The organism is Vibrio sp. 10N.261.55.F4, assembly GCF_041470465.1.
GTDB classification, from domain to species: Bacteria; Pseudomonadota; Gammaproteobacteria; order Enterobacterales; family Vibrionaceae; genus Vibrio; species Vibrio crassostreae_C.
On the sequence record NZ_JBFRMM010000004.1, the window covers coordinates 199,220 to 222,486 of the forward strand.

A 23,267-nucleotide genomic window follows, 5' to 3' on the forward strand; every position below is an offset into this window, starting at 1 on the left:
AAGGTGAGCGTTGGCTCACCTTTTTTGTGCCTACATGATTTAAGTGGCTAAGATGTAAGCGGAATTGGCCCCTATAGTGTCTAGACACCATTGAGCGCTTCCCCTATAATCTATGCCCTACGGCCCCTTAGCTCAGTGGTTAGAGCGCACGACTCATAATCGTTCGGTCCCCAGTTCAAATCTGGGAGGGGCCACCAAATTAGAAAAGCCAGAACAGTTTATACTGCTCTGGCTTTTTGCTTTTCTGAAGCAGTACAACTCAATAGCTATATTTCCTACAAATAGCGAATCGTCCCGAACACAATTCCAATTGCCTCTCTGTGACTGAGCTTACTTTTCTTTTATAAAAAAATCGGCAATATGAGAGTACACAAATCATTCAATAGTTCAGGGAAGACTCATGAAAGACGAAACGCTCTCGATTCACTTCGGCTACGAAACCGATCCAACAACCAAATCGGTTGCTACTCCTATTTACCAAACCGTTGCTTATGAATTCGATGATGCACAACATGGTGCCGACCTGTTTAACCTTGCAGTACCAGGTAATATCTACACTCGTATTATGAACCCAACCAATGATGTGTTGGAAAAGCGCATGGCAGCCTTAGAAGGTGGTATTGCCGGATTAGTGGTGAGTGCTGGCAGCGCTGCGATCAACTACGCGATTCAAACGTTGGCCCAAATCGGCGACAACATCGTTTCAACTCCTCAGCTTTACGGCGGTACTTACACCCTATTTGCTCATATGTTACCAAACCAAGGGATTGAAGTTCGCTTTGCAAAAGACGACAAGCCTGAGAGCTTAGCCGCGCTGATCGATGAAAAAACCAAAGCGGTTTACTGTGAGAGTATCGGTAACCCAGCAGGCAATATCATCGACTTAGAACGTGTGGCAGAGCTTGCTCACGCACAAGGTGTACCTGTGATTGTTGATAATACGGTGGCGACACCAGTGCTATGCAAACCTATCGACTTTGGTGCCGATATCGTGGTTCACTCACTCACCAAATACGTTGGTGGTCACGGAACAACGTTGGGTGGTGTTATTGTCGATTCAGGTAAATTCCCATGGGCAGAACACAAAGATCGCTTCCCCGTGTTTAATCAGCCAGAACCTTCTTACCACAGTGTGGTTTATACCGAGGCTTTTGGCGAAGCCGCGTTTATTGGTCGTGCTCGAACGGTTCCACTGCGTAATACGGGTGCTGCGCTGTCGCCAATGAATGCCTTCATGCTAATGCAAGGTCTAGAAACTTTATCGCTACGCATGGAGCGACACACAGAGAATGCACTGAAAGTAGCTGAGTACCTTCAGCAACATGAGAAAGTGAGTTGGGTGAGCTACGCGGGTTTACCAACGTCTGAGTTCTATCCGCTGGCTGAGAAATACATGCAAGGTAAGCCGTCTGCCATTTTATCTTTTGGCTTGAAAGATGGTTATGAAGCAGGTGTTCGTTTCTATGATGCTCTACAAATCTTCAAGCGCTTGGTGAACATCGGCGATGCAAAATCTCTCGCTTGTCACCCTGCCTCTACAACACACCGTCAATTAAGCGAAGCGGAACAAAAGCAAGCTGGTGTATCACCAGAGATGATTCGCCTCTCAGTAGGCATTGAGCATATTGACGATATCTTGGCTGACCTAGAGCAAGCACTTAGCGCTTAATGACGCTACCGTTAGCTCTAACACTGATCGTTAATTAACAGACACAAAAAAAGCCCATCACAGGATGGGCTTCTTATTATCTAATTTTCTTAGATGGGCTAACGATTACTCAACCGTTACTGCTTTCGCAAGGTTACGAGGTTGGTCAACATCGGTACCCTTGATTAGCGCTACGTGGTAAGACAACAGCTGCATTGGTACAGTGTAGTAGATAGGTGCTGTTACTTCACTTACGTGAGGCATCTTGATGATCTTCATGTTCTCATCGCTTTCAAAGCCTGCATCTTCATCTGCGAATACGTAAAGTAGACCGCCACGAGCACGTACTTCTTCAACGTTTGATTTCAGCTTCTCTAGCAAGTCGTTGCTTGGTGCAATAACCACAACAGGCATATCTGCATCGATAAGAGCCAAAGGACCGTGCTTAAGCTCACCAGCCGCGTAGGCTTCTGCGTGAATGTAAGAGATCTCTTTCAGCTTAAGAGACGCTTCCATCGCGATTGGGTAGAACTCACCACGACCCAAGAACAGTGTGTGGTGCTTATCTGCAAAATCAGGTGCTAGCGCTTCGATCTCTTTATCAAACGCTAATGCTTTCTCGATATCAGCAGGCAGTTGATGCAGTGCTTGAACGATCTCTGCTTCTTTCTCTTCATTGATGCGACCTTGCAGGCGACCAATTGAAGTTACCATCATCAGCATTGCAGCTAGTTGAGTTGTGAAAGCTTTAGTAGAAGCAACACCGATCTCTGTTCCTGCGCGAGTCATGAAGGCAAAATCAGATTCACGAACTAACGAAGAACCTGCAACGTTACAGATAGTCATTGCAGACATATAACCCTTCTCTTTTGCAAGACGAAGTGCAGCAAGCGTATCCGCCGTTTCACCAGATTGAGACAGAGTCACCAATAGGCTGTTCGGACGAACAACGAAATCACGGTAACGGAATTCAGAAGCAATCTCTACGTCACAGCTTACGCCAGCTAGAGATTCAAACCAGTAACGCGCTGCCATGCCTGAGTTGTAAGACGTACCACATGCGATGATCTGCACGTGTTCAACCTTGCTTAGGATCTCTTCAGCTTTAACGCCGATCGCGTTAGTGATAACCGAAGTGTCAGAGATACGGCCTTCCATTGTATTGATCAGCGCTGTTGGCTGTTCAAAGATCTCTTTCTGCATGAAGTGGCGGTATTGACCTTTGTCACCTGCGTCGTGTTCAGCGTTTGACTCAACGATTTCACGCTCAACACGCTCACCCGCTACATCAAATACCGTAACATCACGACGAGTTACCTCAGCAACATCACCTTCTTCTAGGTACATGAAGCGACGAGTTACGCTCAGTAGCGCCAGTTGATCAGAAGCAAGGAAGTTCTCGCCGACACCAAAACCGATAACGATCGGGCTACCAGAACGAGCTACAACGATACGGCTAGGATCTTTACGATCAACCGCAACCGTGCCGTACGCACCGTCTAATTGTTTTGCTGTTTTCTGTAGCGCTTCAACCAAAGAAGCTGAAGTGCGAAGTTCCCACTCAACTAAGTGAGCAATAACTTCTGTATCCGTTTGTGAAGTAAATACGTAACCACGCTCTTGCAGCATAGCGCGCAGTGCTTCGTGGTTTTCGATAATGCCATTGTGTACAACGGCAATATCACCAGACATGTGTGGGTGTGCGTTCGCTTCAGACGGCTCACCGTGTGTCGCCCAACGTGTATGAGCGATACCTGTACCACCAATCACTTGTTGCTCTTCTACTGCGTCAGCTAGCTCTTGTACTTTACCTAGGCGGCGTACACGAGTTAGGTTAGATTCAGTATCGACGACAGCGACACCAGCTGAATCGTAGCCACGGTATTCTAGACGACGAAGGCCTTCTACTAAAATTTCAGCTACATCACGCTGTGCTACTGCACCAACAATTCCACACATAGTTTCACTCCATCAATTTTGTTTTATTCCTATTGGCAGCAAGCAAAGGCCAAATCTTCATTAAGATCAATTATAGGAAGGTAAATGCATAATACTTAAATTTGTTTTTACGCTGGATCGGTCAGGATCACTCGAACATCATGTGATTCGATACTTGCTTTGGATTCTTCGCCTAAGTCTGTATCGGTAATTAAGATGTCAATGTGTTCCCATGCCAGCTCTAAGTTCGGGATCTTTCGTCCCACCTTTTCCGACTCAACCATCACGATCACTTCTCGTGACACTTCAGCCATTACTTTGCTCAGGCCAACCAGTTCGTTAAACGTGGTTGTGCCTCTATCGAGGTCGATACCATCAGCCCCAATAAATAGTTGGTCAAAATCGTAAGCACGAAGTACCGACTCTGCAACTTTGCCTTGGAAAGAGTCCGAATGGGTATCCCAAGTGCCGCCAGTCATTAATAACGTCGGCTCGCTTTCAAGCTCATTAAGCGCATTAGCAACGTGCAATGAGTTGGTCATAACAACCAAGCCACGCTTAGCATTAAGCTGCTGAATTAGAGCACCGGTCGTACTGCCACTATCGATCACGATGCGGTTATGGTCGCGAATTAAATCTGCAGCGGCTTTTGCCAATGAAATCTTTCGAGTCGAAACTTGTTGACCCAGTTCTTCGTTCACAACCTCTTTCGGTAATGAAATCGCACCACCATAACGGCGTAAAAGCTGACCGTTTTTCTCTAAAGACGCTAAGTCCTTTCTAATAGTGACTTCTGAGGTTTCAAACTTAGCGGATAATTCATCAACACTAACCTCCCCCTTTTCATTCACTAGGTTAGAAATTGCATGTCTTCTAAGCTGAGTATTTCGTTTCGACATTTAAAAAAGGCCATTAAGTTTCGATATGAAACATATTATAGTTACAACGAAACTATTTAGTCCATTTATTTTGATCCAAAAAATTAATAAATAGCGATAAAACCTTGTCCTAAGACAATTGTTAAGCAGTGATATTGAACTCATTAGGTGGTAGAATCCGCACCCGAAAAGAAAAAAAATTACAAAACTGACTGTTATTTTTTTGCAACCTACCCCCTATATAGTGGGGTAAGTCACAGAAAACCGATATTGAATCAAAATCTTTTAGTCATAAAATGACTAAAATTGATGAAAGACTTACAACTCTGAAGGACATATTGGAAGTCCCGCGCTTTTACACAACAGGCACAAAATGTTGATGTAGCGGACCAATCTTCAGAACTTAAATAAATTTCAAATTGTAACAATACTTACCGGAGAGTACCTTCCATGAAAAAGACCAAAATCGTATGTACGATTGGCCCTAAAACTGAATCTGTAGAGAAGCTAACTGAACTAGTAGATGCTGGCATGAACGTTATGCGTCTTAACTTCTCTCACGGTGATTTCGCAGAGCACGGCACTCGTATCGCGAACTTCCGTAAAGTAATGGAAAACAAAGGTGAGCAACTTGCTATCCTTCTAGATACTAAAGGTCCAGAAATCCGTACTATCAAACTTGAAGATGGTAACGACGTAGATCTAGTAGCTGGTCAAGAGTTCACTTTCACAACTGACGCAACAGTTGTTGGTAACAAAGACGTAGTAGCAGTAACTTACCTAGGTTTCGCTAAAGACCTAACAGCAGGTAACACTATCCTTGTTGATGACGGCCTAATCGAAATGGAAGTTATCGCAACAACAGAAACTGAAGTTAAGTGTAAAGTTCTTAACAACGGTGCTCTAGGCGAAAACAAAGGTGTTAACCTTCCTGGCGTTTCTGTTCAACTTCCTGCTCTTTCTGAGAAAGACAAAGCTGACCTTAAGTTTGGTTGTGAGCAAGGCGTAGATTTCGTTGCTGCTTCTTTCATCCGTAAAGAAGAAGACGTTAAAGAAATCCGTGAGCTTCTAAACGCTAACGGCGGCGAGAACATCCACATCATTTCTAAGATTGAAAACCAAGAAGGTGTAGATAACTTCGATTCAATCCTTGAAGCTTCTGACGGCATCATGGTTGCTCGTGGTGACCTAGGTGTTGAAATCCCAGCTGAAGAAGTAATCTTCGCTCAGAAGATGATGATCGAGAAGTGTAACCGTGCACGTAAGATGGTTATCACTGCAACTCAAATGCTTGACTCTATGATCAGCAACCCACGTCCAACTCGTGCTGAAGCGGGTGACGTTGCGAACGCAATCATGGATGGTACTGATGCAGTAATGCTTTCTGGTGAAACTGCTAAAGGTAAGTACCCAGTTGAAGCTGTTACTATCATGGCTCAAATCGCGAACCGTACTGATTCAGCTCTTAAAGCTGAGCTAGGTTCTCGTCTAGACAGCCCACGTCTACGCATCACTGAAGCAGTATGTAAAGGCGCCGTAGACACAGCAGAGAAGCTAGCTGCTCCTCTAATCGTTGTTGCAACTGAAGGCGGTAAATCTGCACGTTCAGTACGTAAGTACTTCCCAACTGCAAACATCCTAGCTCTAACAACTAACGAAAAGACAGCTGCACAGCTAGTTCTTACTAAAGGTGTTAAGCCAGTTCTTGTTGACTCTATCGAGAACACAGACGCGTTCTACATCAACGGTAAAGAAATCGCTCTACAATCTGGCCTAGGTAACAAAGGCGACATCGTAGTTATGGTTTCTGGTGCTCTAGTAGCTTCTGGTACTACAAACACGGCATCTGTTCACGTTCTATAAAAATGAACCGATTCGCATAAAATATAAAAGAGGGCTTCGGCCCTCTTTTTTTATGAAACAAAATCTTGCCTAACTTTTCAGTACGCTGTATTATCAATCACAATAGAACTACGTACTGTTAACCTCCAACTGACTCTTTCTAAGAGACGGATTAGCAGACTAGAAATCATATATAGATGAGGTTTGTAATGTCTAGTCCTACGCTCACTGACAAAGTATCAAAGATGATTCGCCAAGATATTCTTAATGGTGAGTTAACCCCAGGCCAAAAGCTTGTTGTTGCTGATCTAAAAGCACGCTACAACGTTGGCGCATCCCCTATTCGCGAAGCCTTGGTACAGTTATCTTGGAGCAAATACGTAAAGCTAGAGCCACAAAAAGGCTGCTGGGTATCTCCTGTATCAAAGAAAGAACTGAATGACCTATACGAAAGCCTTCGTGTTGTATCATCGGTTCTGCTTAAAAAAGCGATTGCAGCAGGTGATGAGAGCTGGGAACTGGATGTACTAACGTCTTACCATAAACTATCGCGAGTACAGTACGTATCTGAAGAGTTTGACTGTGTAGAATGGGAAGAGCGCCACCAGCAATTCCATGTCGCACTGCTTGAAGGTGCAGATTCAGAGAACATGTTTAAGTTCTTTGATGACCTAATTAACCAAGTGAAACGTTACCGCTTCCTCGCTATGTCTGCAGAAAGCGCATCAGATGATCTGTTCAATATTGATGAACACGAAATGATCATGAAACTAGTACTCTCTAAGAATGTAGAACAAGCGACTGAACTGCTTGATCAACACCTGCTAGGTTCAATGAAACGAATTGAAGAAGTTATCGAAGCGGCATAACGCTAAAGTAGCTTCTAACCAAATAAAAACGGAGCCCAATGGCTCCGTTTTTTGTTTCCAGTATTACGACTGAACTACCACCCAAAAAACTCTTTGTGATGAGTATTGAGCAGCACAACCATAGGTAAAAAATACAATGCACTAAGTTGAAAGCCAAGAATGGCTAATGTGCCTATGGTTAACCTAACTAAAAAATCGACAAACATACCACGCCTCTTTTAACCAGACTGTATGATCCCCAAACTCTTGCTCCAGCTAACCTAATTCTACTGCTGCCTTTCAAACCATTGAAAAGGCTAGCTAATCAGTTGAATTAAGTTAACGGTGTCATCCTTTTACATCTGGTAAACACTCTATTTATTACACCGTTAAGCACGATGTAATCTGAAGCAAGGTAGTTTACTTATTGTTCATTTTAGCTCAAATTTCCACCAGCATTAGACTTTAGTCTAACTGTATAGATTTTGTGACATAGGTCGCTCAAAAGTGAGATTCCTATAAAAAGGGGGAGAGATAAAGTGAGTCGGGCCGCGACTTGAAGAGGTGAAGGAAATAGAAGACAGGACTAGATAGAAGCGACCCTAAGCGACATCATCATAGCTAGGACACATAGAGACCGTATTACGGCCAGACGATTTAGATTCGTAAAGCGCAACATCCGCACACTTGTATGAGCGAGTGCTGTTACTGGTTAAATCCGTAAAGCCAACACTCACTGTTACCTTAGTTCCGGCCGCTAGCTCAATCTCGATTCGTAAGCGATCCAATACGCGCTTTGCTTCTGGCAGTGAAGTGTGTGGCATCAAGAGTGCAAACTCTTCCCCTCCGACACGTGCAACAAAATCCGTCCCACGAAGACTGTCTTGCAGAAGCTTAGCAACACCAGCAATCACACGGTCACCTTCGTCGTGGCCAAGTTCATCATTGATTCGCTTGAAGTTATCGATGTCGACTAAGGCTAAGCAAGTGGTCGTTTCGTTCGGGTAACGCTCAACCAAGCGAGAATAGTAGGCCAACTGCTCTTCGAACTTTCGTCTGTTCCAGAGGTTACTCAAAGAGTCACGTTCACTTAAGATCCTCAAACGCACCTCAAGCTCCTTCCTTACGGAAATATCAACCAACGAGGTGATGTAGTAACTGACTTTGCCTGAATTGTTTTTGACCGCATGCACTCGCATGATCGCAGTAAAAGGAATACGCAGCTTGTTCTTACACTGAACCTCCCCTTCCCATACTTCTTCTTGCTCTAAATGACTCCAAATAGCCGAGCTTGAGAGCACTTGGTCGGTATTCTCAAGCAGCAACTGCAATGCATTTTGACCGATCACCTGTTTTTTGCAGTACCCAGTCATGTTCTCAAATTCGTTGTTGATCATCATTGTGCGGTGCTGCTTGTCAGAGATCATCACTGCCGACATACCATTCAATGCGGCGCGTGCCAATTTACTCTCTAGGCTTCGGCGTCGGCAGTGCGTCACCAGGTAAGCAAACGGGAAAGCGAATATCAGCACCGTAATCAGAACAATGATCTCTTCATGGGCCAAATCATCTAGATCACGCTCAGCCCGATCCATCAGTTGCTTTTGATTAAGTTGAATCAGTAAATGGACCTTTTGACTGTTCGCGAGCATAACCGTGTTAAAGGCAAACAAATTACCATCTTCAAAAACGTATCCCACCTGATCATTGGAGATCGCATCCCACGTCTTCGGCGCGATATTTTTCAGGTTATAGCCTTTTCTTTCAGGAATAGAGTCTCCGAACAACTTACCGCTGTTGTTACTCGCGATGAAGTAACCCGCGTCATTGAGAACTTCTGCTCTAAGATCGTTATCTGGTGAAAAGCTCAGACGCGACGATAAGCCCCATACATCAAGATTGATGACGAGGTAGCCTACTCTTTCGTCAGGGGTTTCTACTGGGGTAAAGACACGGATTACCGGCGAATAAGGGAAGGTGACTTCACCATGCTCAGTTTCAAGCTCAATACCCCAACCGCCAATCTGTTCGGCTTCTAGTTTTTGAGCGTATTGGAAGTAGTTAGAATCCGACCTATCTTGCAGCTGTTGAGGAAACGTCACTCTACCGGTATCAGAGGAGTAGTTAACACGCACCAATTCTTTGCCAGTGACATCTAACAGATGGATTTGTGTATACCACTTCTGGTTCACGAGAACAGATTGCCAGACCTCTTCAAGTAGATGTTTGGTTTGGTCTGAGGGAGAGGAAGCAAAGTTAACCAAGCTCTGGCTATGACTGAGTAGCTCCATGACCGAGACTAACTGAGTCTTGAGAAGATCATAATCTCGCTTGGCATACACTAACTGATGAACGGCTTGCTTAGCTGAGTAGTCAAAGCTCTGCTGTTTTACTTCTTTGTAGCGCTGCAAATAATACAGACATACTGCAGAAGACAATATGATAGAGATAATCAGCAATGTAATTATTGATTTTTTATTTCGCATTGCTAACTCAGATGAATGGAAGTGCAGCGCGGGATTATAGCACTCTAAAAAATTAACAAAATAAAAGCCGCTTAAAAAAGCGGCTTTAAAGTTATTTTTTAAAGACTTATCGTCTAGGCTTTCAACGCACGTTCGCCTCGTGCGATGCCAACAACACCACTTCGAGCTACTTCAAGCACTTCCGTCACTTCAGACAGCGCCTGAATGAAGGCATCCAGTTTCTCGCTAGTACCCGCCATTTGAACCGTATATTGAGAAGCCGTAACATCAACGATCTGACCACGGAAGATATCCGCTGTGCGCTTCACTTCCGCACGAGCAAAGCCGCTCGCACGTACTTTTACCATCAACAGCTCACGTTCAATGTGTTCAAGTTCAGACACTTCTTGTACTTTAAGTACGTCGATTAGCTTATGCAGTTGTTTCTGAATCTGCTCAAGCTGCATTTCGCTCGAGTTAGTAGTGACGTTCAAACGAGACAGCGTCGGATCATCGGTTGGAGATACGTTCAAAGACTCGATGTTGTAGCCACGCTGAGAAAACAAGCCAACCACACGAGAAAGCGCACCAGGTTGGTTTTCCATTAGTAGTGAAATAATGTGTCTCATATTATGTTCTCTCCGTTTTGCTTAGCCACATGTTATCCATACCCTCGCCTTTGATCTGCATTGGGTATACGTGCTCGGTGTCATCCACACTAATATCGACAAATACCAAACGGTCTTTCATCGCCAGTGCTTTTTCCAAACCTGATTCCAATTCATCCGGAGATGAAATGCGCATACCAACGTGACCATAAGCCTCAGCGATAGCAGCAAAATCAGGAACAGAGTCCATATATGAGTTAGAGTAACGGCCTTGATAAACAATGTCTTGCCACTGTTTTACCATGCCTAGGAAACGGTTGTTAAGGTTAATAATCTTAACCGGGATATTGTATTGCAGCGCAGTCGACAGCTCTTGGATATTCATTTGAATGCTGCCGTCACCGGTTACCACAACCACCTCTTCATCTGGCTTAGCAAACTTAACGCCCATACCAGCAGGCAGGCCAAAGCCCATCGTGCCTAGACCACCAGAGTTAATCCAACGACGTGGCTTGTTAAACGGGTAGTATAAAGCAGCAAACATTTGGTGTTGACCTACGTCAGAAGCAACATAGGCATCGCCATTGGTTACTTTATGCAGTGTTTCAATTACTTGCTGTGGTTTGATGCGCTCAGACGATTTCTCGTAAGCTAGGCAGTCACGCTCTTGCCACTGCTTGATTTCACTCCACCAGCTTTCAATCGCTTCTGCATCGTTAGTGCCGCCTTGCTCAACGAGCAAGTTCACCATGCTCTCTAGAACCTTTTCAGCAGAACCTACAATCGGTAGATCCACTTTTACGTTCTTAGAGATCGAAGATGGGTCGATATCAATGTGCATGATCTTCGCATCAGGGCAGTACTTATCTAGGTTATTAGTCGTTCGATCATCGAAACGTACGCCAATACCAAAGATCAAATCCGCATTGTGCATCGCCATATTGGCTTCATATAAACCATGCATGCCTAACATACCCAAAGAGTTCTTATGGGTGCCAGGGAAAGCGCCAAGCCCCATTAGGGTGCTTACCACAGGTAAATTCAGTGCCTCTGCTAATTTTAACAGCGGCTTATCTGCCTCAGAAATAACCGCACCACCACCGACATAAAGTACCGGCTTCTTCGCTTCAAGAAGGGCTTTTAGCGCCTTTTTGATCTGACCTTTATGACCCGTAACCGTTGGGTTATACGAACGCATTTTGAGCGTTTCTGGGTATTCATAAGGAAGCTTGATTTGTGGGTTTAAGATGTCTTTCGGCAGATCAATAACCACAGGACCGGGACGCCCTGTCGTTGAAATATAGAATGCTTTTTTAACGACTTCAGGGATATCTTCCGCTTTCTTAACTAAGAAGCTGTGTTTAACGATCGGGCGTGATACACCCACGATGTCACACTCTTGGAAGGCGTCGTTACCAATAAGGTTATTTGGTACGTTACCAGAAATAACAATCATTGGGATTGAGTCCATGTAGGCTGTTGCAATACCAGTAACGGTATTGGTCGCACCTGGACCAGAACACACAAGTACTACACCCGGTTTACCAGTAGAACGAGTATAGCCATCTGCCATGTGGGTAGCGGCTTGTTCGTGTCGTACTAATACGTGTTTAATTTCAGCAGTTTTAGCATGCAGCGCATCGTAGATATCAAGTACAGAACCACCTGGATAACCAAAGATTTGTTCTACACCCTCTTCAATTAGAGACTGCACCACCATCTCAGCGCCGGATAACATTTCAGCGCCGGATGACATGGCTGTTTCAGGTTTTGTTGTCATATTGCTCTCCTCACCAGTTTCCAATCATATTTGGTGAACATGTTGGGCTGGTTTTTCATAGTCTAGGGCTTATTCGTAGCCTAATTCGAAATACTTCCACTTTTTCGGCTATGGCTGTCTGTCGTGATAACAACAAACAGTAATACGAAACAACTTTAACGCTTTATTATCATCTGGTCTAACACCTGTTATTCGGCAACTGTGCCAAAAAACCAACTATTAGCTCAAAGCATTAAATAAAACCCAACCCAGCCCCCCACGCTAGGTTTAAACACTAGTTATCGAACAAAAAAAAGCACTTAATATTTTAATAGATCGCTATTTATCGATAAACCACGAGCTTGCTGGTGTGCGCTTTCGCACATTGTGCTGTGTCATTAGATACAAAAAATCCCCCTAAAAATGCAATCACATTCGTAGGGGGATTTTTAAACAACTGAAAATTTATCTAAGCAGAAAACTACTTATCTTTAGGCTTTTCGTTGTACATTTCTTCGATTTCGTCTTGATACTTATCGTTGATAACTTTACGACGCAATTTTTGAGTTGGTGTCAGTTCACCATCATCCATAGAAAATGCTTTTGGTAGCAGTTTGAATTTCTTCACTTGCTCAAACTTAGCCAGTTCTTGCTGTAGGTCATTCACACGCTTTTCTAGCATCTCGACGATTTGGTGATGCTTAACCAGCTCAACGCGATCGTGATACTTGATATTAAGCTCTTTGGCGTACTCTTCTAGCGAGTCATAACAAGGAACAATCAGCGCAGAAACGAATTTGCGTGTATCAGCGATAACCGCAATCTGTTCGATAAAGTGATCTTTACCAATCGCACCTTCAACCACTTGCGGGGCAATATACTTACCACCAGAAGTTTTCATCAGCTCTTTGATACGATCAGTAATGAACAGGTTACCATTTTCATCAAAATGACCCGCATCACCGGTTTTCAAGAAACCGTGCTCATCGAATGTCTTAGCTGTCTCTTCTGGCATCTTGTAGTAGCCACGCATCACCATTGGACCGCGAACAAGAATCTCGTCCTTAGCACCAATTTTTACTTCTGCGCCCGGCATCGACATACCAATCGAATCAGGGTTAAAACAGCGATCATCCCAACAAGATACTGTTGCCGTGGTTTCTGTCATGCCGTAGCCAAGTTTTACGTTGATGCCGATAGCATGGAAGAAACGACCAATCGTCTCATCAAGCTTCGCGCCACCACATGGCATGAAGTTGATGTTACCGCCGAGTAGAGCGCGCAGTTTAGATAGCACAAGCTTATCAGCTAGCGCATGGCTCTTCTTCAGCATCAACGATGGAGTACGACCTTCTTGGTGACAAACTGAAAGCTTTGCTCCCATGTTCACCGCCCAAGTAAATAGCACTTTACGAATAAATGGTGCTTTAGATACCTTCTCGTGAATCGCAGAGAAGATCTTCTCGTAGAAGCGTGGAACCGCACACATTACAGTAGGTTTCACGTCGCTCAGCGCGTCACGCACCTGCATGGTATCTTGCAAGTAACAGTTGGTTGCGCCTTTATAGAGAACGTAGAAAGTCCAAGCACGCTCAAATACGTGTGATAACGGTAGGAAACACAATGAGACATCGTCTTTGCTCAGGCTAAGGCGCTCATCGTGGCCTTCTAACTGGTAGCCAATGTTGGTGTAATCAAGCATTACGCCTTTTGGCTGACCTGTGGTACCAGAGGTATAGATAAGAGTCAGCAGGTCGTCCATGCTTGCATCAGCAAGACGCACGTCAAGTTCAGCTTGTTGTGCTTCAACGCCACGCGCCATGAAGTCATTCCAAGATACGGCAAAGCTGTGTCCTTGCAGGTCGATGTCATCAGACATAGCCACAACAACTTCTAGCTGCTCGCACTCTTCAAACAGGCTAACCGCCGCATCGAATTGAACTTGCTCACCAACGAATAAGATCTTCACATCTGCATTTTGGATGATGTAAGAAGACTGTGCTGCTGTGTTCGTTGGATAAATCGGCACAGTCACAAGACGTGCTTGTAACGATGCAAAATCTGCCACGGTCCATTGAGGCATATTGTTCGAATAGATACCGATCTTATCCTGAACTCTCAGTCCTTGAGCCAACAGTGCTAATGAAAGCGTATCGATTTGTTGTCCAAACTGCTGCCAGCTAATACCTTGCCATACATTATCTACTTTGTGCTTCAAAGCTGTACGGTTGCCGCCTTGGGCAATTTGGTCACGAAGTCTTTTTACGATATGAAAATCTAAATTGGCCATCTCTTTACCTTTGGCTTACACCTGTAAGCTTTTTTGAGCGCACAAGTGTACCTCTGATCATGGAAAAGGCAACTGATGAAGCTCAAAGTTATAAGTAATAGTACGTATCACGCTAAGTTTTCTATCAACAAAAATAGCAGGTACAAAAAAGCCCCAAGCCAGACTCCCAGCTTAGGGCTTATAAATCATAGAGTTTAGTGCTTAGTTAAGCGCCACTACTTCGCCACAGATCATCATTAACTGATCTCGTAACCAAATGTGTCCTTTATCCTTTTCACTTGATTCGTGCCAGCTTAGGAAGCCAGAAATCGCCGAATTATCGAATGGGAAATCTAGAATCTGAAGCTGCTCTTTGTTTGCTGCATGTTCTACCATCCAACGAGGAGCAATTGTTACTAGTTCAGACTGGCCTACAACGTAAAGAACGTTGCTCAAGCTCGTACCTTCGTAGAAAGGCGTGCAATCTAGGTCACGGTAAGCTTGCTCAGAGAAGCTACGTTGACCGTGGATACGAGACAATTTCGCGTGCTTTTCGTTAAGCAGCTCTGCCGCTGTTACTTCACCGTTAATGCGTGGGTGAGAAGCAGAAGCGACAACAACCAACTCATCTTGGAAGATTTCAGTGCTTGAGAAACCTTGCTCATCAAAGCGAGCGTAATCGATCACGAAGTCGATTTCTTGGTAGCGCATACGCTCAGAAAGCTGACGATCGAACTCAGCGTCCATGTGCAGTTTAACGCTTGGTGCTTGCTCGTTAATTGTCGACATAATCTTAGGTGCAAAACGCATGTCACAAGGGCTGCAAATCGCAAGTTTGAACAGGCGAGAAGACGACTCTGGAGAGAACACAGAACTTGGTAGTTCGTTGCGTACTAACTGTAGCGCTTGGCGGATAGGACCAAACAACTGACGAGCACGTTGAGTCGGTTGAATACCACGACCTTGGCGCATGAATAGTTCGTCGTTAAACATCACTTTTAGACGAGCAACAGCGTTACTTACAGCAGGCTGAGACATACCCAGATTGTGAGCTGCACGTGTAATGTTTTGCTCTTGCATAACTGCATCAAATACAGTCAAAAGATTTAAGTCGACTCCACGAAGTGTGCTTTCCATTCTGTAGCTTGCAATAGCACTCATTGCGTCTTTCTTATCTAACATTCAAGTTGCCTCTTGTCGGTTCGACAGCGTTAAATTGGTAATGGTATGAGAATAGATAACCACTAATTCTTATATTTATCAGACCGATGTTTTTCGGATTGACATTACTATTAACCAATGCATCTCGAGCTACCAACAAGATTGATAAAGAATAATTTTATTTTACCTTAATGATTAAACAACATCTAAAAATCAATTGTTTATAGAGTTATAAAAAAACATAAAATGCGTCACTTATGAGTTTAATTTCGACTTATTTAGCTGTTCTATCGTTTGGTTACATTTGTTACAATTTATTGAACTTGTGAATTGTTCAACCGGTCAATTCAGAAATAGCACTTATGAGTTAGGTGAGCGATGCATAACTTGGAAAGTCGACCTTGTCCCAAAGTTGCTTTCTTAAATCATCTTGATTAGACCAATTCCCTGCTAATACCCACTCAACGAGTGCACTTGCCACGTCTGGATAGGTGACCACTTCGGCCTGTTTTTCACTGAGCCAAGCGCGCAAGATAGCCGCATCTAAAAACGTCATGGTTTGAGCTAACCCAAGGGCCTCTAGCGTCGCCACATTGCTCTGTTGTTCGAACTGTCCTTCGAGTGGTTTGAGAAGCAATTTCTTCCCCAAAGTTAGGGCTTCAGATGGCAATTCAAAGCCGCCATTTGCGACCACACCAGAGCACTGATTGAGGTCGAATTGAAAGCCCGCATGACTCAGTGGTTTGAACTCAATATTTTCAACTCGGCTATGCTCAATCACATCCGGGTGGTAACAGACAAAGTTTTGCGAAATGAACTTCATCAGCAGCTCTGAGATCGACTCAAGATCCTCAAATGGCAAATAGACCAACGTAAAGTCTTGTGCTGTTTTGGTTTGTTGCTCACCAACCAGCGTGTGAACGATAGGCGGCAAAATCGGCTGTTCAAAGTGATACCAGTGCAAGCCAATAGAGTGCTCGGTTGGGGCGAAATGTTGAATCACTGAATGTTCAATCCAGTTGCCTCCTTCTTTGGGTACATCATAACGAAACGCATTCTGGTGGCTTATCCCAATGCATGGCACACCTTGTCTCTTAGCCGCCCATGCAGTGACAGGCTCAAAATCATTAATCACTAAGTCATAAGGCGTAAGATCGATCTGGTTAATCTCACGGAGAAATCGCCAGATGTTGTTCTTCATGAATGTTTTGCCGTATTTAACCTGCCCCTGCTCGCTGTAAAAAGTTAAGCCGCTGCGGGTCTGATAGTTGCCAAACGCTTCCATCGAAAAGTATTTGCTCTCATCTCGCCCAGAGAACAGAAAATCGACATCAATATTTTGCTGACGAAAAGCGACGGCCATTGCTCTCGCTCGAGCGATGTGCCCATTTCCTGTGCCTTGTACGCCATATAAAATTTTCATGCATGTTCCTTTAAATTTACCACTTAAGCTCGGCAGTGGTTGCCAACAAAATAATTACAGGATGAAGCTGATAGCTAGGCTGGTACAAGCGATGCCCAAGGCTGCGCCAATCAGTACGTCCGTTAAAAAGTGCACACCGAGCAGGATTCGAGAGCCTGCAATCGCAGTTGCCCACACCAAGCTAAAGAGGTACAAGCTCGGATAGAAATGCCCGATTAGGGTCGCCATAACAAAAGCAGCAGCGGAATGCCCTGAAGGCAGACTGTATTTATCGGATGGCACAATATGAGAGTGAAGTAGTGAAGAGAATTCAGCTGGTCGACGGCGCTTGAGGGTATTTTTAGCAAACCAGTAAATAGGCAGTTCGATTGCGAAGGCGGTTAAGCCCACCAAAAGAAAGTCTCGACCGGTGTTGCTATCGACCAGCAGTGCAATCAAGGCAATCAAAACATAAAGGTGTCCATCTCCAGTATGAGACACCGCCTTACTGAGTGTCGCCTGTTGTCCGCTATAACGGCTCTTTAAACAGAAAACAGAAAATGCCACATCCCAGCGGACAATAGGTTCGATAGTACGCATACAATCTCCTTAACAATCCTTATTCAGTTAAGGCTCAAGTTATGCCCAACAAATGACAGTTAAGTGACGTTTTGAATGAACTAAAATGAAATTTCCCATGCTTGATAGACAGGTCAATGGATCAAGTCAGGATGGCGATAGATGCAACCGATAAAAATAAAGCGACCCAAGGCCGCTTTATTCTTCTATGTTTTTACTTCTTAGTATAAGTAAGCAAACGCTACTTCTATCGTGTTAATGGTTATAGCGTTCGCTAATAATAGTAGTACTCGCAAATGATAATAGCGCTAAAGGCTATAGGGCTAATGGCTCGTGCTTTTTCACCAAACCGAAATCCGCCAATATCGCGTAGGCCGCTGGGATCATAAACAATACTAATAAGGTCGAGGCAAATATGCCGAATACGATCGAAATAACCAGTGGCTGGATAACCTGAGCCTGTAAGCTGGTTTCCGTCAACAGCGGTAGCAAACCTGCCGCAGTCGTCATTGAGGTCAAGAATACCGCTCGGAAACGCTCGCGACTGGCTTTCACCACCGAGTCATGCACGCTATCTCCCTCATCGACATGGTGACGAATGTACTGCACCAACAAGATGGAATCATTAACCACAATTCCGGCAAGCGACACAAAGCCCATCATGCTTGGCATACTCAAAGAATGGCCAAGTATCCAGTGACCAACGACCACCCCAATAAAAGCGAGTGGAATCGCTAACATCACGACCACAGGCTCTAAATAGCTTCTGAACTGATAGCTAAGAATCGCAAACACGCCGAATAAGCCGAGCAAGAATCCTTTGCCCATCGAAGCGCCAGTCTTGGCTGCATCCTTGGCCTCCCCTTCGAAATCAAAGCGTAAACCCGGGTACTTCTGAATAAGTTTGGCGGCTTCATCTTTTTGGAACTGAGCCAAAATCGCGGATGAACTCGCTTTCTTATTATCAATATCACCAAAGATACTGATGGTTCTCAGCCCATCAATACGCTGAATTCGCACGTAGTTACGCTGGAAATCTAATGTCGCCAACGTTGCTAGCGGGATCTGACTGCCATCTGCGGTAATGATTGGGAAGTTAGCTAGTTGCTGTATGTCGCCCGCTTGTTCCTTATCAAGACGAACTTCAATCGAGATATTCTCAACACCGATTTGAATCTCATCCGCTGTCTGACCAAAGAAAGCCGCACGTAATTGGGAAGCGATCATCTGCCCATTCACATTGTAGGTTTCGGCTCCAGGGCGCAGCTTCACCAAGATCTCTTCTTTACCCATGCGCATGTCATCAAGCACGCCATGCACCCCATCAAACTGATTAAGGTACTCCTGAATATCCAAAGAAGCGGATTTCAATGCGCTCAGGTCATCGTGTTTGGCGCGGATTTCAATAGCACGACCGCCCGGCCCCATAGTCGGTTGCTTGAACACCAATGAAATAGGATCCGCTAAATCGCCAATATCCTCTCGCCACGCATCAATGAAATCATCGATAACCGTATTACGACTCTCTGCTCCGCGTAAATCTAAGCGCACTGTGGCTAAGTGCGGGCCGGATTCATTGGCATCGGCGTTAGCATTGAATTGGCTAGTTATGTGCTCGACCAGTGTATTGCCTTCTTCAACCTCTTCGCTCCATTGCTTGTTCAAACGCTCAGCAGACGCGACAATTTTGTCGACCACTTTCTCGGTTTGAGACAATGATGCGCCCGGCGGAAGAATGATACGCGCCTCGGCAATATCACCATCAAGCTCAGGGAAAGGTTGGAACTTAACAACGCCACCAGCAATCAAGGCTACCGAAAGCAACAACAGGGTCAGCACTCCGCCCATAAAGGCGTAGCGGAATGTCACCACTTTCTCAACCATGTTCATCAAGGTGGTATTACGAAAGTTCTCAAACTTCTCAAGCAGCACCACTTTAAAGCGCAGCGCTGGCTTGTCATTCTTTTCTTTGTGTAATGAATGAGACAAGTGATTAGGCAGAATCAGGAAGGCTTCAATCAAGCTCAACGAGAGCACTAATATCAATACTTGAGGAACAGCCTTAAGCACCGCGCCCATTTCCCCATCGAGAAACAGCAAGCTACCGAAAATACACACCGTAGTTAAGAAAGAAGATAAGACTCCGGGAAGCACTTTCTTAACGCCGTTGTACACCGCATCATCAACGTTTTGCCCCCGATCTAAATGGGATGCTATCGATTCGGCTATCACGATGGCGTCATCCATCATGATACCAATCGCCATCAACAGTCCGACCAGCGACATAATGTTAATCGACAAACCTAAGTTCGCCATTAAGAACAAGCCACCAAGGAAGGCAACAGGTAAGCCAGCTGCAACCCAGAATGAATAGCGTAAGCTGAAGAACAGCCACATGGTGGCAAATACCAGCACAATACCTTGCCAGCCATTGCGAACCATCATGGTAAGGCGATCCCACAGCACAGAGGAGAGATCGTTGGTCATTTGTAGCGTCACGCCATCAGGGGCAATCGCGCTCTGATCTTCAACGAAACGCGTCACGTTCTCTTTGATTCGTAGCGCATCATCTTCTTTGTTTTTACTGATTTTCAACAGAGCCGATGGCTTGCCATCAAACAACACCTTCTGTTCATCAAGCTCAAAGCGGTCGGTTATTTTTGCAATGTCCCTCAGACGGATCACTGATCCATTAGGCGCAGAGCCAACCACGATGCTTTCCAGCTCAACCGGTGTAATTCGTCTTTCATCAAAACGAATCAAAAAATTCTTGTCTGGTGTTTCAACGTTACCGCTTGGCAGTTTTACATTCTGACGGCCAATCTGGTCTGCGATATCACCGACACTCAAACCCAGCTGGCGAATCGCTTGGGTATCCAGTTCGACACGATATTGGTGATCCGAGAATCCACTGACTTCGACCAAAGAGACATCATAATCGAGCTTCATGATACGTTTGAGGTCTTCAGCGTAGGCCTTAAGCTCCGGCCACGACGTTTCTGCTGTGATGGCGATATCAACAACCGGTTCATTCCAATCCAGTTCTTGAACAACAGGCGATTCAATCTCAGTTGGGAAATCATTGATCGAGTTGATTTGAGTTTGCACATCCACCAGCATTCGACCGATATCCGCTTTCTCATTCAACTTCAGGATTAGACGTGCGCTACCTTCGATGGCTTCACACTGAGTCTCTTCAATGTTAGCTAGGCCATCGACGGCATCTTCCATTCGTACACACAAGCTTTCTTCCACTTCTTGTGGTGATGCACCGGGATAAACGATGGCAGCCATAATATAAGGCGGATCATAAGCGGGGAAGGTTTCACGCTTGATGGTTGATAGTGAGCTTATACCCAAGATCAACAACCCAAGCATCAACAAGTTTGCTGCTGTTGGGTGCCGAGAGAAAAACTTGATCATGACGCACTCTCCTGAGTATCTGATTCAAGCTCAGCCTCTTCAGAGTTGGACTCTCTCAGTAACATGCCTTCTATTGCTGGCAGGACATCATTGAGAACCAGTTTATCTCCAGTTTGTAGCTCTCCACTCACAACCACTTGATTGTCTCTGCGATAAAGCACTTCAACATTGACCACTTGCAAACGCTGGTTGTCATCCATCAGGTAAACCTTATCACCATGCAGTGCTCGCTCTGGAACCACCCAACTTAGATTGGCGACACCCTCAATCTCAGCTTTGACAAACATACCGTTAACCAAAGGCGTCGCGCTGTCTGGTTGCAATTGTGAGTAATCTTGAGCGATCTCGAGAATAATCCCCGCCGTCGCTTGGTTTTCATCAACTGTTTCGCTGATTCTTGCCACCTTCGCTGGCCAACTGAGGTTCAGGTTGCCGCTGTTAAGTTGAATGCTTGCTTTGATTGGCGCTTCATAAGGATTAGGGATTCCTGCAGCATCGCGAGGAAATTGGTTAAAGCTGGAGGCTAAAGTTTGCATATCGTGAATAGAAAGTTGCGCCTCTACTTCCATGACATTAATCCCGTGAGCAATAAACATCTCCTGCTGAAGGTTTACTACTTGATTTTGTTCGATATCAACCTGAGCAATTCGCATCGCTCTTGGCAAAGTGATCGTGGTCTTATCGAGAGAGCGCTGCGCCTCTTTTACCTTAGACACGTTGACCTTAATCACCGCTTCCGCAACACGCTTTTCATCTGGCATCAACGCGATTTGGTTCGCGATATCTAATACCAACTTCTGCTGAGACAATGCGCTTTGTTGTTGCAGGTCGACATCCGATTGAGAGGTGAGCCCTTTCTTACGCAGATCCTGTTTACGTTGTAGCTCTTTATTGCTGATCACCAAACGATTCTTTTCGATCTTAAGAGTCTGATTAAGGTTGTCTTCTTCTTGATTCAATTTCGCTAATGAGGTTTGGCTTGATTTTAGATCCGCCTCTGCTTGTATCAGTTTCAATTCGTAATCCAATGGATCAACCTTGAGCACGACCGTTCCTGCAGGGATCACCTGGCCTTTTTCAAGATCTGGATGTCGATACACGATCTGTCCTGTCACCTCAGCGATCGCTTTCCATTCAACTTTAGGCACCACTTTGCCAAAGCCGACCGCTAACGGCGCTATCAGTTGTTGTTCTAGGCTCACAGTATCAACTAAGCGAGCCCTATCACCCGCAGGTTTGGTTGGAAGATCCGGCTTCAAGTTAATCGCGGCGACAAGGCCAATCACACCAACCGCAAGTGCTGGAAAGAAGAGTAGTTTTTTATTTATTTTCATTATCTTTGGTCCTGCACGGAAGAAGGGCTCGGTGCGTTAATAAAGCCTTCAGTCATCAATTGAATGTTGTGTTCGATTAAACGATTAAGAAATTCTTCATTAATCTCAATCCCATGAATTGCCAATAAAGGCGGCGGAGCGATGAAAGGAAACACCATCAAGCTTACATACGAAATACGGCACAATTTTGGATCCATGTTCTGTTTTAAGATGCCTTGTTCAACCAACTTTTCAAAAATGACATCTTGGGCTGGCTTTGCAACATCGAGGAAAACCTTTTCGAGCAACTCTCTTTGCACTTCAGAGGGAGGCATATTCATCACTTGGGCTATCAAGCGAGGAAACTTCGGCACTTTGACCATCTCTTTGTAGTAAGTCCGCATTAAATCAAGAAAGTTCTCATGACTGCTTTCATCAACGAGTCTCTGCATCTGCAATTGCATCGGTCGTAGCGTTTCACGCAGCATCGCCTCAAACAATCCGGCTTTACTGCCAAAGTAATAGCGGATCATCGCAATATTCACACCCGCACGCTCAGCAATCAGGCGCGTCGAGACCTTGTCGTACGGTTGAACCACGAACAGATCTCGAGCGTGCTCAATGAGTAACTGCCGTACATCTAGATTCTGTTGAGGTCGCCCTGCTTTACGCGCTGCCATCACTGAGACCTATCCCTATAATTAATCACACGATTAATTATAGGGATAAATCGACATGGTTGTAGAAGATTAATTACTCACTATTTAATCAAATGATTAATTAATTTAGCCACCCTTTTAATTTTATTGGTGAATCGTTCCATCAAAAAGATTTACTACAAAGTTTTAACCTACACATCAGCCAAACGATAAACTAACCGCCCAGTACAAAACACTCAATCAGCTGATAACACCAGCAAACAACACGCAAGCAGCACAAACCAAAAAAAAACACCGCCAAAGCACGCTGATATTGGATTTTCTTGTTTGACGCTCAGAATAAATTGCGGTAAATATGGTGTTAACAGTTTATTTACGGATATTTGTGTAATGATTTTTTCTTCTTCTCGACTGCTGAAACTTCTCCTTATCGTGAACCAATCGCGCGGGTAAGTTGTGGGTCAAGAACTACACA

Annotated in this window: 15 protein-coding genes and 1 tRNA gene; 4 read left to right on the plus strand and 12 right to left on the minus strand. The window is 44.7% G+C overall.

Annotated features, from left to right (window positions below):
- The first annotated feature begins 121 nt into the window (after positions 1 to 121).
- Both AB4249_RS04495 and AB4249_RS04500 read left to right on the plus strand, forming a co-directional pair.
- Positions 122 to 197: transfer RNA gene (locus AB4249_RS04495), tRNA-Ile, on the plus strand.
- Between the two features lie 203 nt (positions 198 to 400).
- Positions 401 to 1,669 carry an O-acetylhomoserine aminocarboxypropyltransferase/cysteine synthase family protein gene (locus AB4249_RS04500; RefSeq protein ID WP_372102387.1) on the plus strand — a complete coding sequence of 423 codons (1,269 nt, stop codon included), beginning with the start codon at positions 401 to 403 and terminating at the stop codon, positions 1,667 to 1,669.
- 105 nt (positions 1,670 to 1,774) lie between these two features.
- Here AB4249_RS04500 and glmS read toward each other — a convergent pair whose 3' ends face one another.
- Both glmS and AB4249_RS04510 read right to left on the minus strand, forming a co-directional pair.
- A complete protein-coding gene (gene glmS / locus AB4249_RS04505; RefSeq protein ID WP_017061405.1) occupies positions 1,775 to 3,607 on the minus strand; it encodes a glutamine--fructose-6-phosphate transaminase (isomerizing) in 1,833 nt (610 codons plus the stop codon).
- Positions 3,608 to 3,714: 107 nt separating this feature from the next.
- Positions 3,715 to 4,485, minus strand: coding sequence for a DeoR/GlpR family DNA-binding transcription regulator (locus AB4249_RS04510; protein ID WP_017061404.1), 771 nt, complete (start codon positions 4,483 to 4,485; stop codon positions 3,715 to 3,717).
- Between the two features lie 429 nt (positions 4,486 to 4,914).
- Here AB4249_RS04510 and pykF point away from each other — a divergent pair, with 429 nt between their 5' ends.
- Positions 4,915 to 6,327 (plus strand): pyruvate kinase PykF, encoded by a 1,413-nt coding sequence (gene pykF, locus AB4249_RS04515; protein ID WP_017061403.1) that lies wholly within the window; start codon positions 4,915 to 4,917, stop codon positions 6,325 to 6,327.
- Positions 6,328 to 6,503: 176 nt separating this feature from the next.
- The gene (locus AB4249_RS04520) at positions 6,504 to 7,175 is read left to right on the plus strand and encodes a GntR family transcriptional regulator (protein WP_080582236.1); all 672 of its coding nucleotides are present in this window, start codon (positions 6,504 to 6,506) and stop codon (positions 7,173 to 7,175) included.
- Between the two features lie 581 nt (positions 7,176 to 7,756).
- Here AB4249_RS04520 and AB4249_RS04525 read toward each other — a convergent pair.
- The 10 genes from AB4249_RS04525 to AB4249_RS04570 form a co-directional block, all read right to left on the minus strand.
- Complete coding sequence (locus AB4249_RS04525) at positions 7,757 to 9,640, minus strand: diguanylate cyclase (RefSeq protein ID WP_102332760.1); 1,884 nt, start codon at positions 9,638 to 9,640, stop codon at positions 7,757 to 7,759.
- 113 nt (positions 9,641 to 9,753) lie between these two features.
- Entirely contained in the window at positions 9,754 to 10,248 is a 495-nt protein-coding gene (ilvN, locus tag AB4249_RS04530) for an acetolactate synthase small subunit (RefSeq protein ID WP_008219984.1), read from the minus strand.
- A gap of 1 nt (position 10,249) precedes the next feature.
- Positions 10,250 to 12,007, minus strand: a complete 1,758-nt coding sequence (locus AB4249_RS04535) for an acetolactate synthase 3 large subunit (RefSeq protein WP_017062926.1) — start codon at positions 12,005 to 12,007, stop codon at positions 10,250 to 10,252.
- A 460-nt stretch (positions 12,008 to 12,467) separates the two neighbouring features.
- Complete coding sequence (locus tag AB4249_RS04540) at positions 12,468 to 14,276, minus strand: long-chain fatty acid--CoA ligase (RefSeq protein ID WP_017066937.1); 1,809 nt, start codon at positions 14,274 to 14,276, stop codon at positions 12,468 to 12,470.
- A gap of 201 nt (positions 14,277 to 14,477) precedes the next feature.
- Positions 14,478 to 15,437 carry a transcriptional regulator LeuO gene (gene leuO / locus AB4249_RS04545; protein WP_372058127.1) on the minus strand — a complete coding sequence of 320 codons (960 nt, stop codon included), beginning with the start codon at positions 15,435 to 15,437 and terminating at the stop codon, positions 14,478 to 14,480.
- Between the two features lie 346 nt (positions 15,438 to 15,783).
- On the minus strand, positions 15,784 to 16,839 hold the full coding sequence (locus tag AB4249_RS04550) for an MJ1255/VC2487 family glycosyltransferase (protein WP_017068817.1): 1,056 nt from the start codon (positions 16,837 to 16,839) through the stop codon (positions 15,784 to 15,786).
- Positions 16,840 to 16,893: 54 nt separating this feature from the next.
- Positions 16,894 to 17,418 (minus strand): phosphatase PAP2 family protein, encoded by a 525-nt coding sequence (locus AB4249_RS04555; RefSeq protein ID WP_136982218.1) that lies wholly within the window; start codon positions 17,416 to 17,418, stop codon positions 16,894 to 16,896.
- A gap of 294 nt (positions 17,419 to 17,712) precedes the next feature.
- Positions 17,713 to 20,820, minus strand: coding sequence for an efflux RND transporter permease subunit (locus tag AB4249_RS04560; protein WP_372102389.1), 3,108 nt, complete (start codon positions 20,818 to 20,820; stop codon positions 17,713 to 17,715).
- Positions 20,817 to 22,154, minus strand: coding sequence for an efflux RND transporter periplasmic adaptor subunit (locus AB4249_RS04565; RefSeq protein WP_050053092.1), 1,338 nt, complete (start codon positions 22,152 to 22,154; stop codon positions 20,817 to 20,819). Before AB4249_RS04565 ends, AB4249_RS04560 begins: the two co-directional genes overlap by 4 nt.
- Positions 22,154 to 22,813, minus strand: a complete 660-nt coding sequence (locus tag AB4249_RS04570; RefSeq protein WP_102332757.1) for a TetR/AcrR family transcriptional regulator — start codon at positions 22,811 to 22,813, stop codon at positions 22,154 to 22,156. The genes AB4249_RS04565 and AB4249_RS04570 overlap by 1 nt, the downstream gene beginning before the upstream one ends.
- Positions 22,814 to 23,267 lie beyond the last annotated feature (454 nt).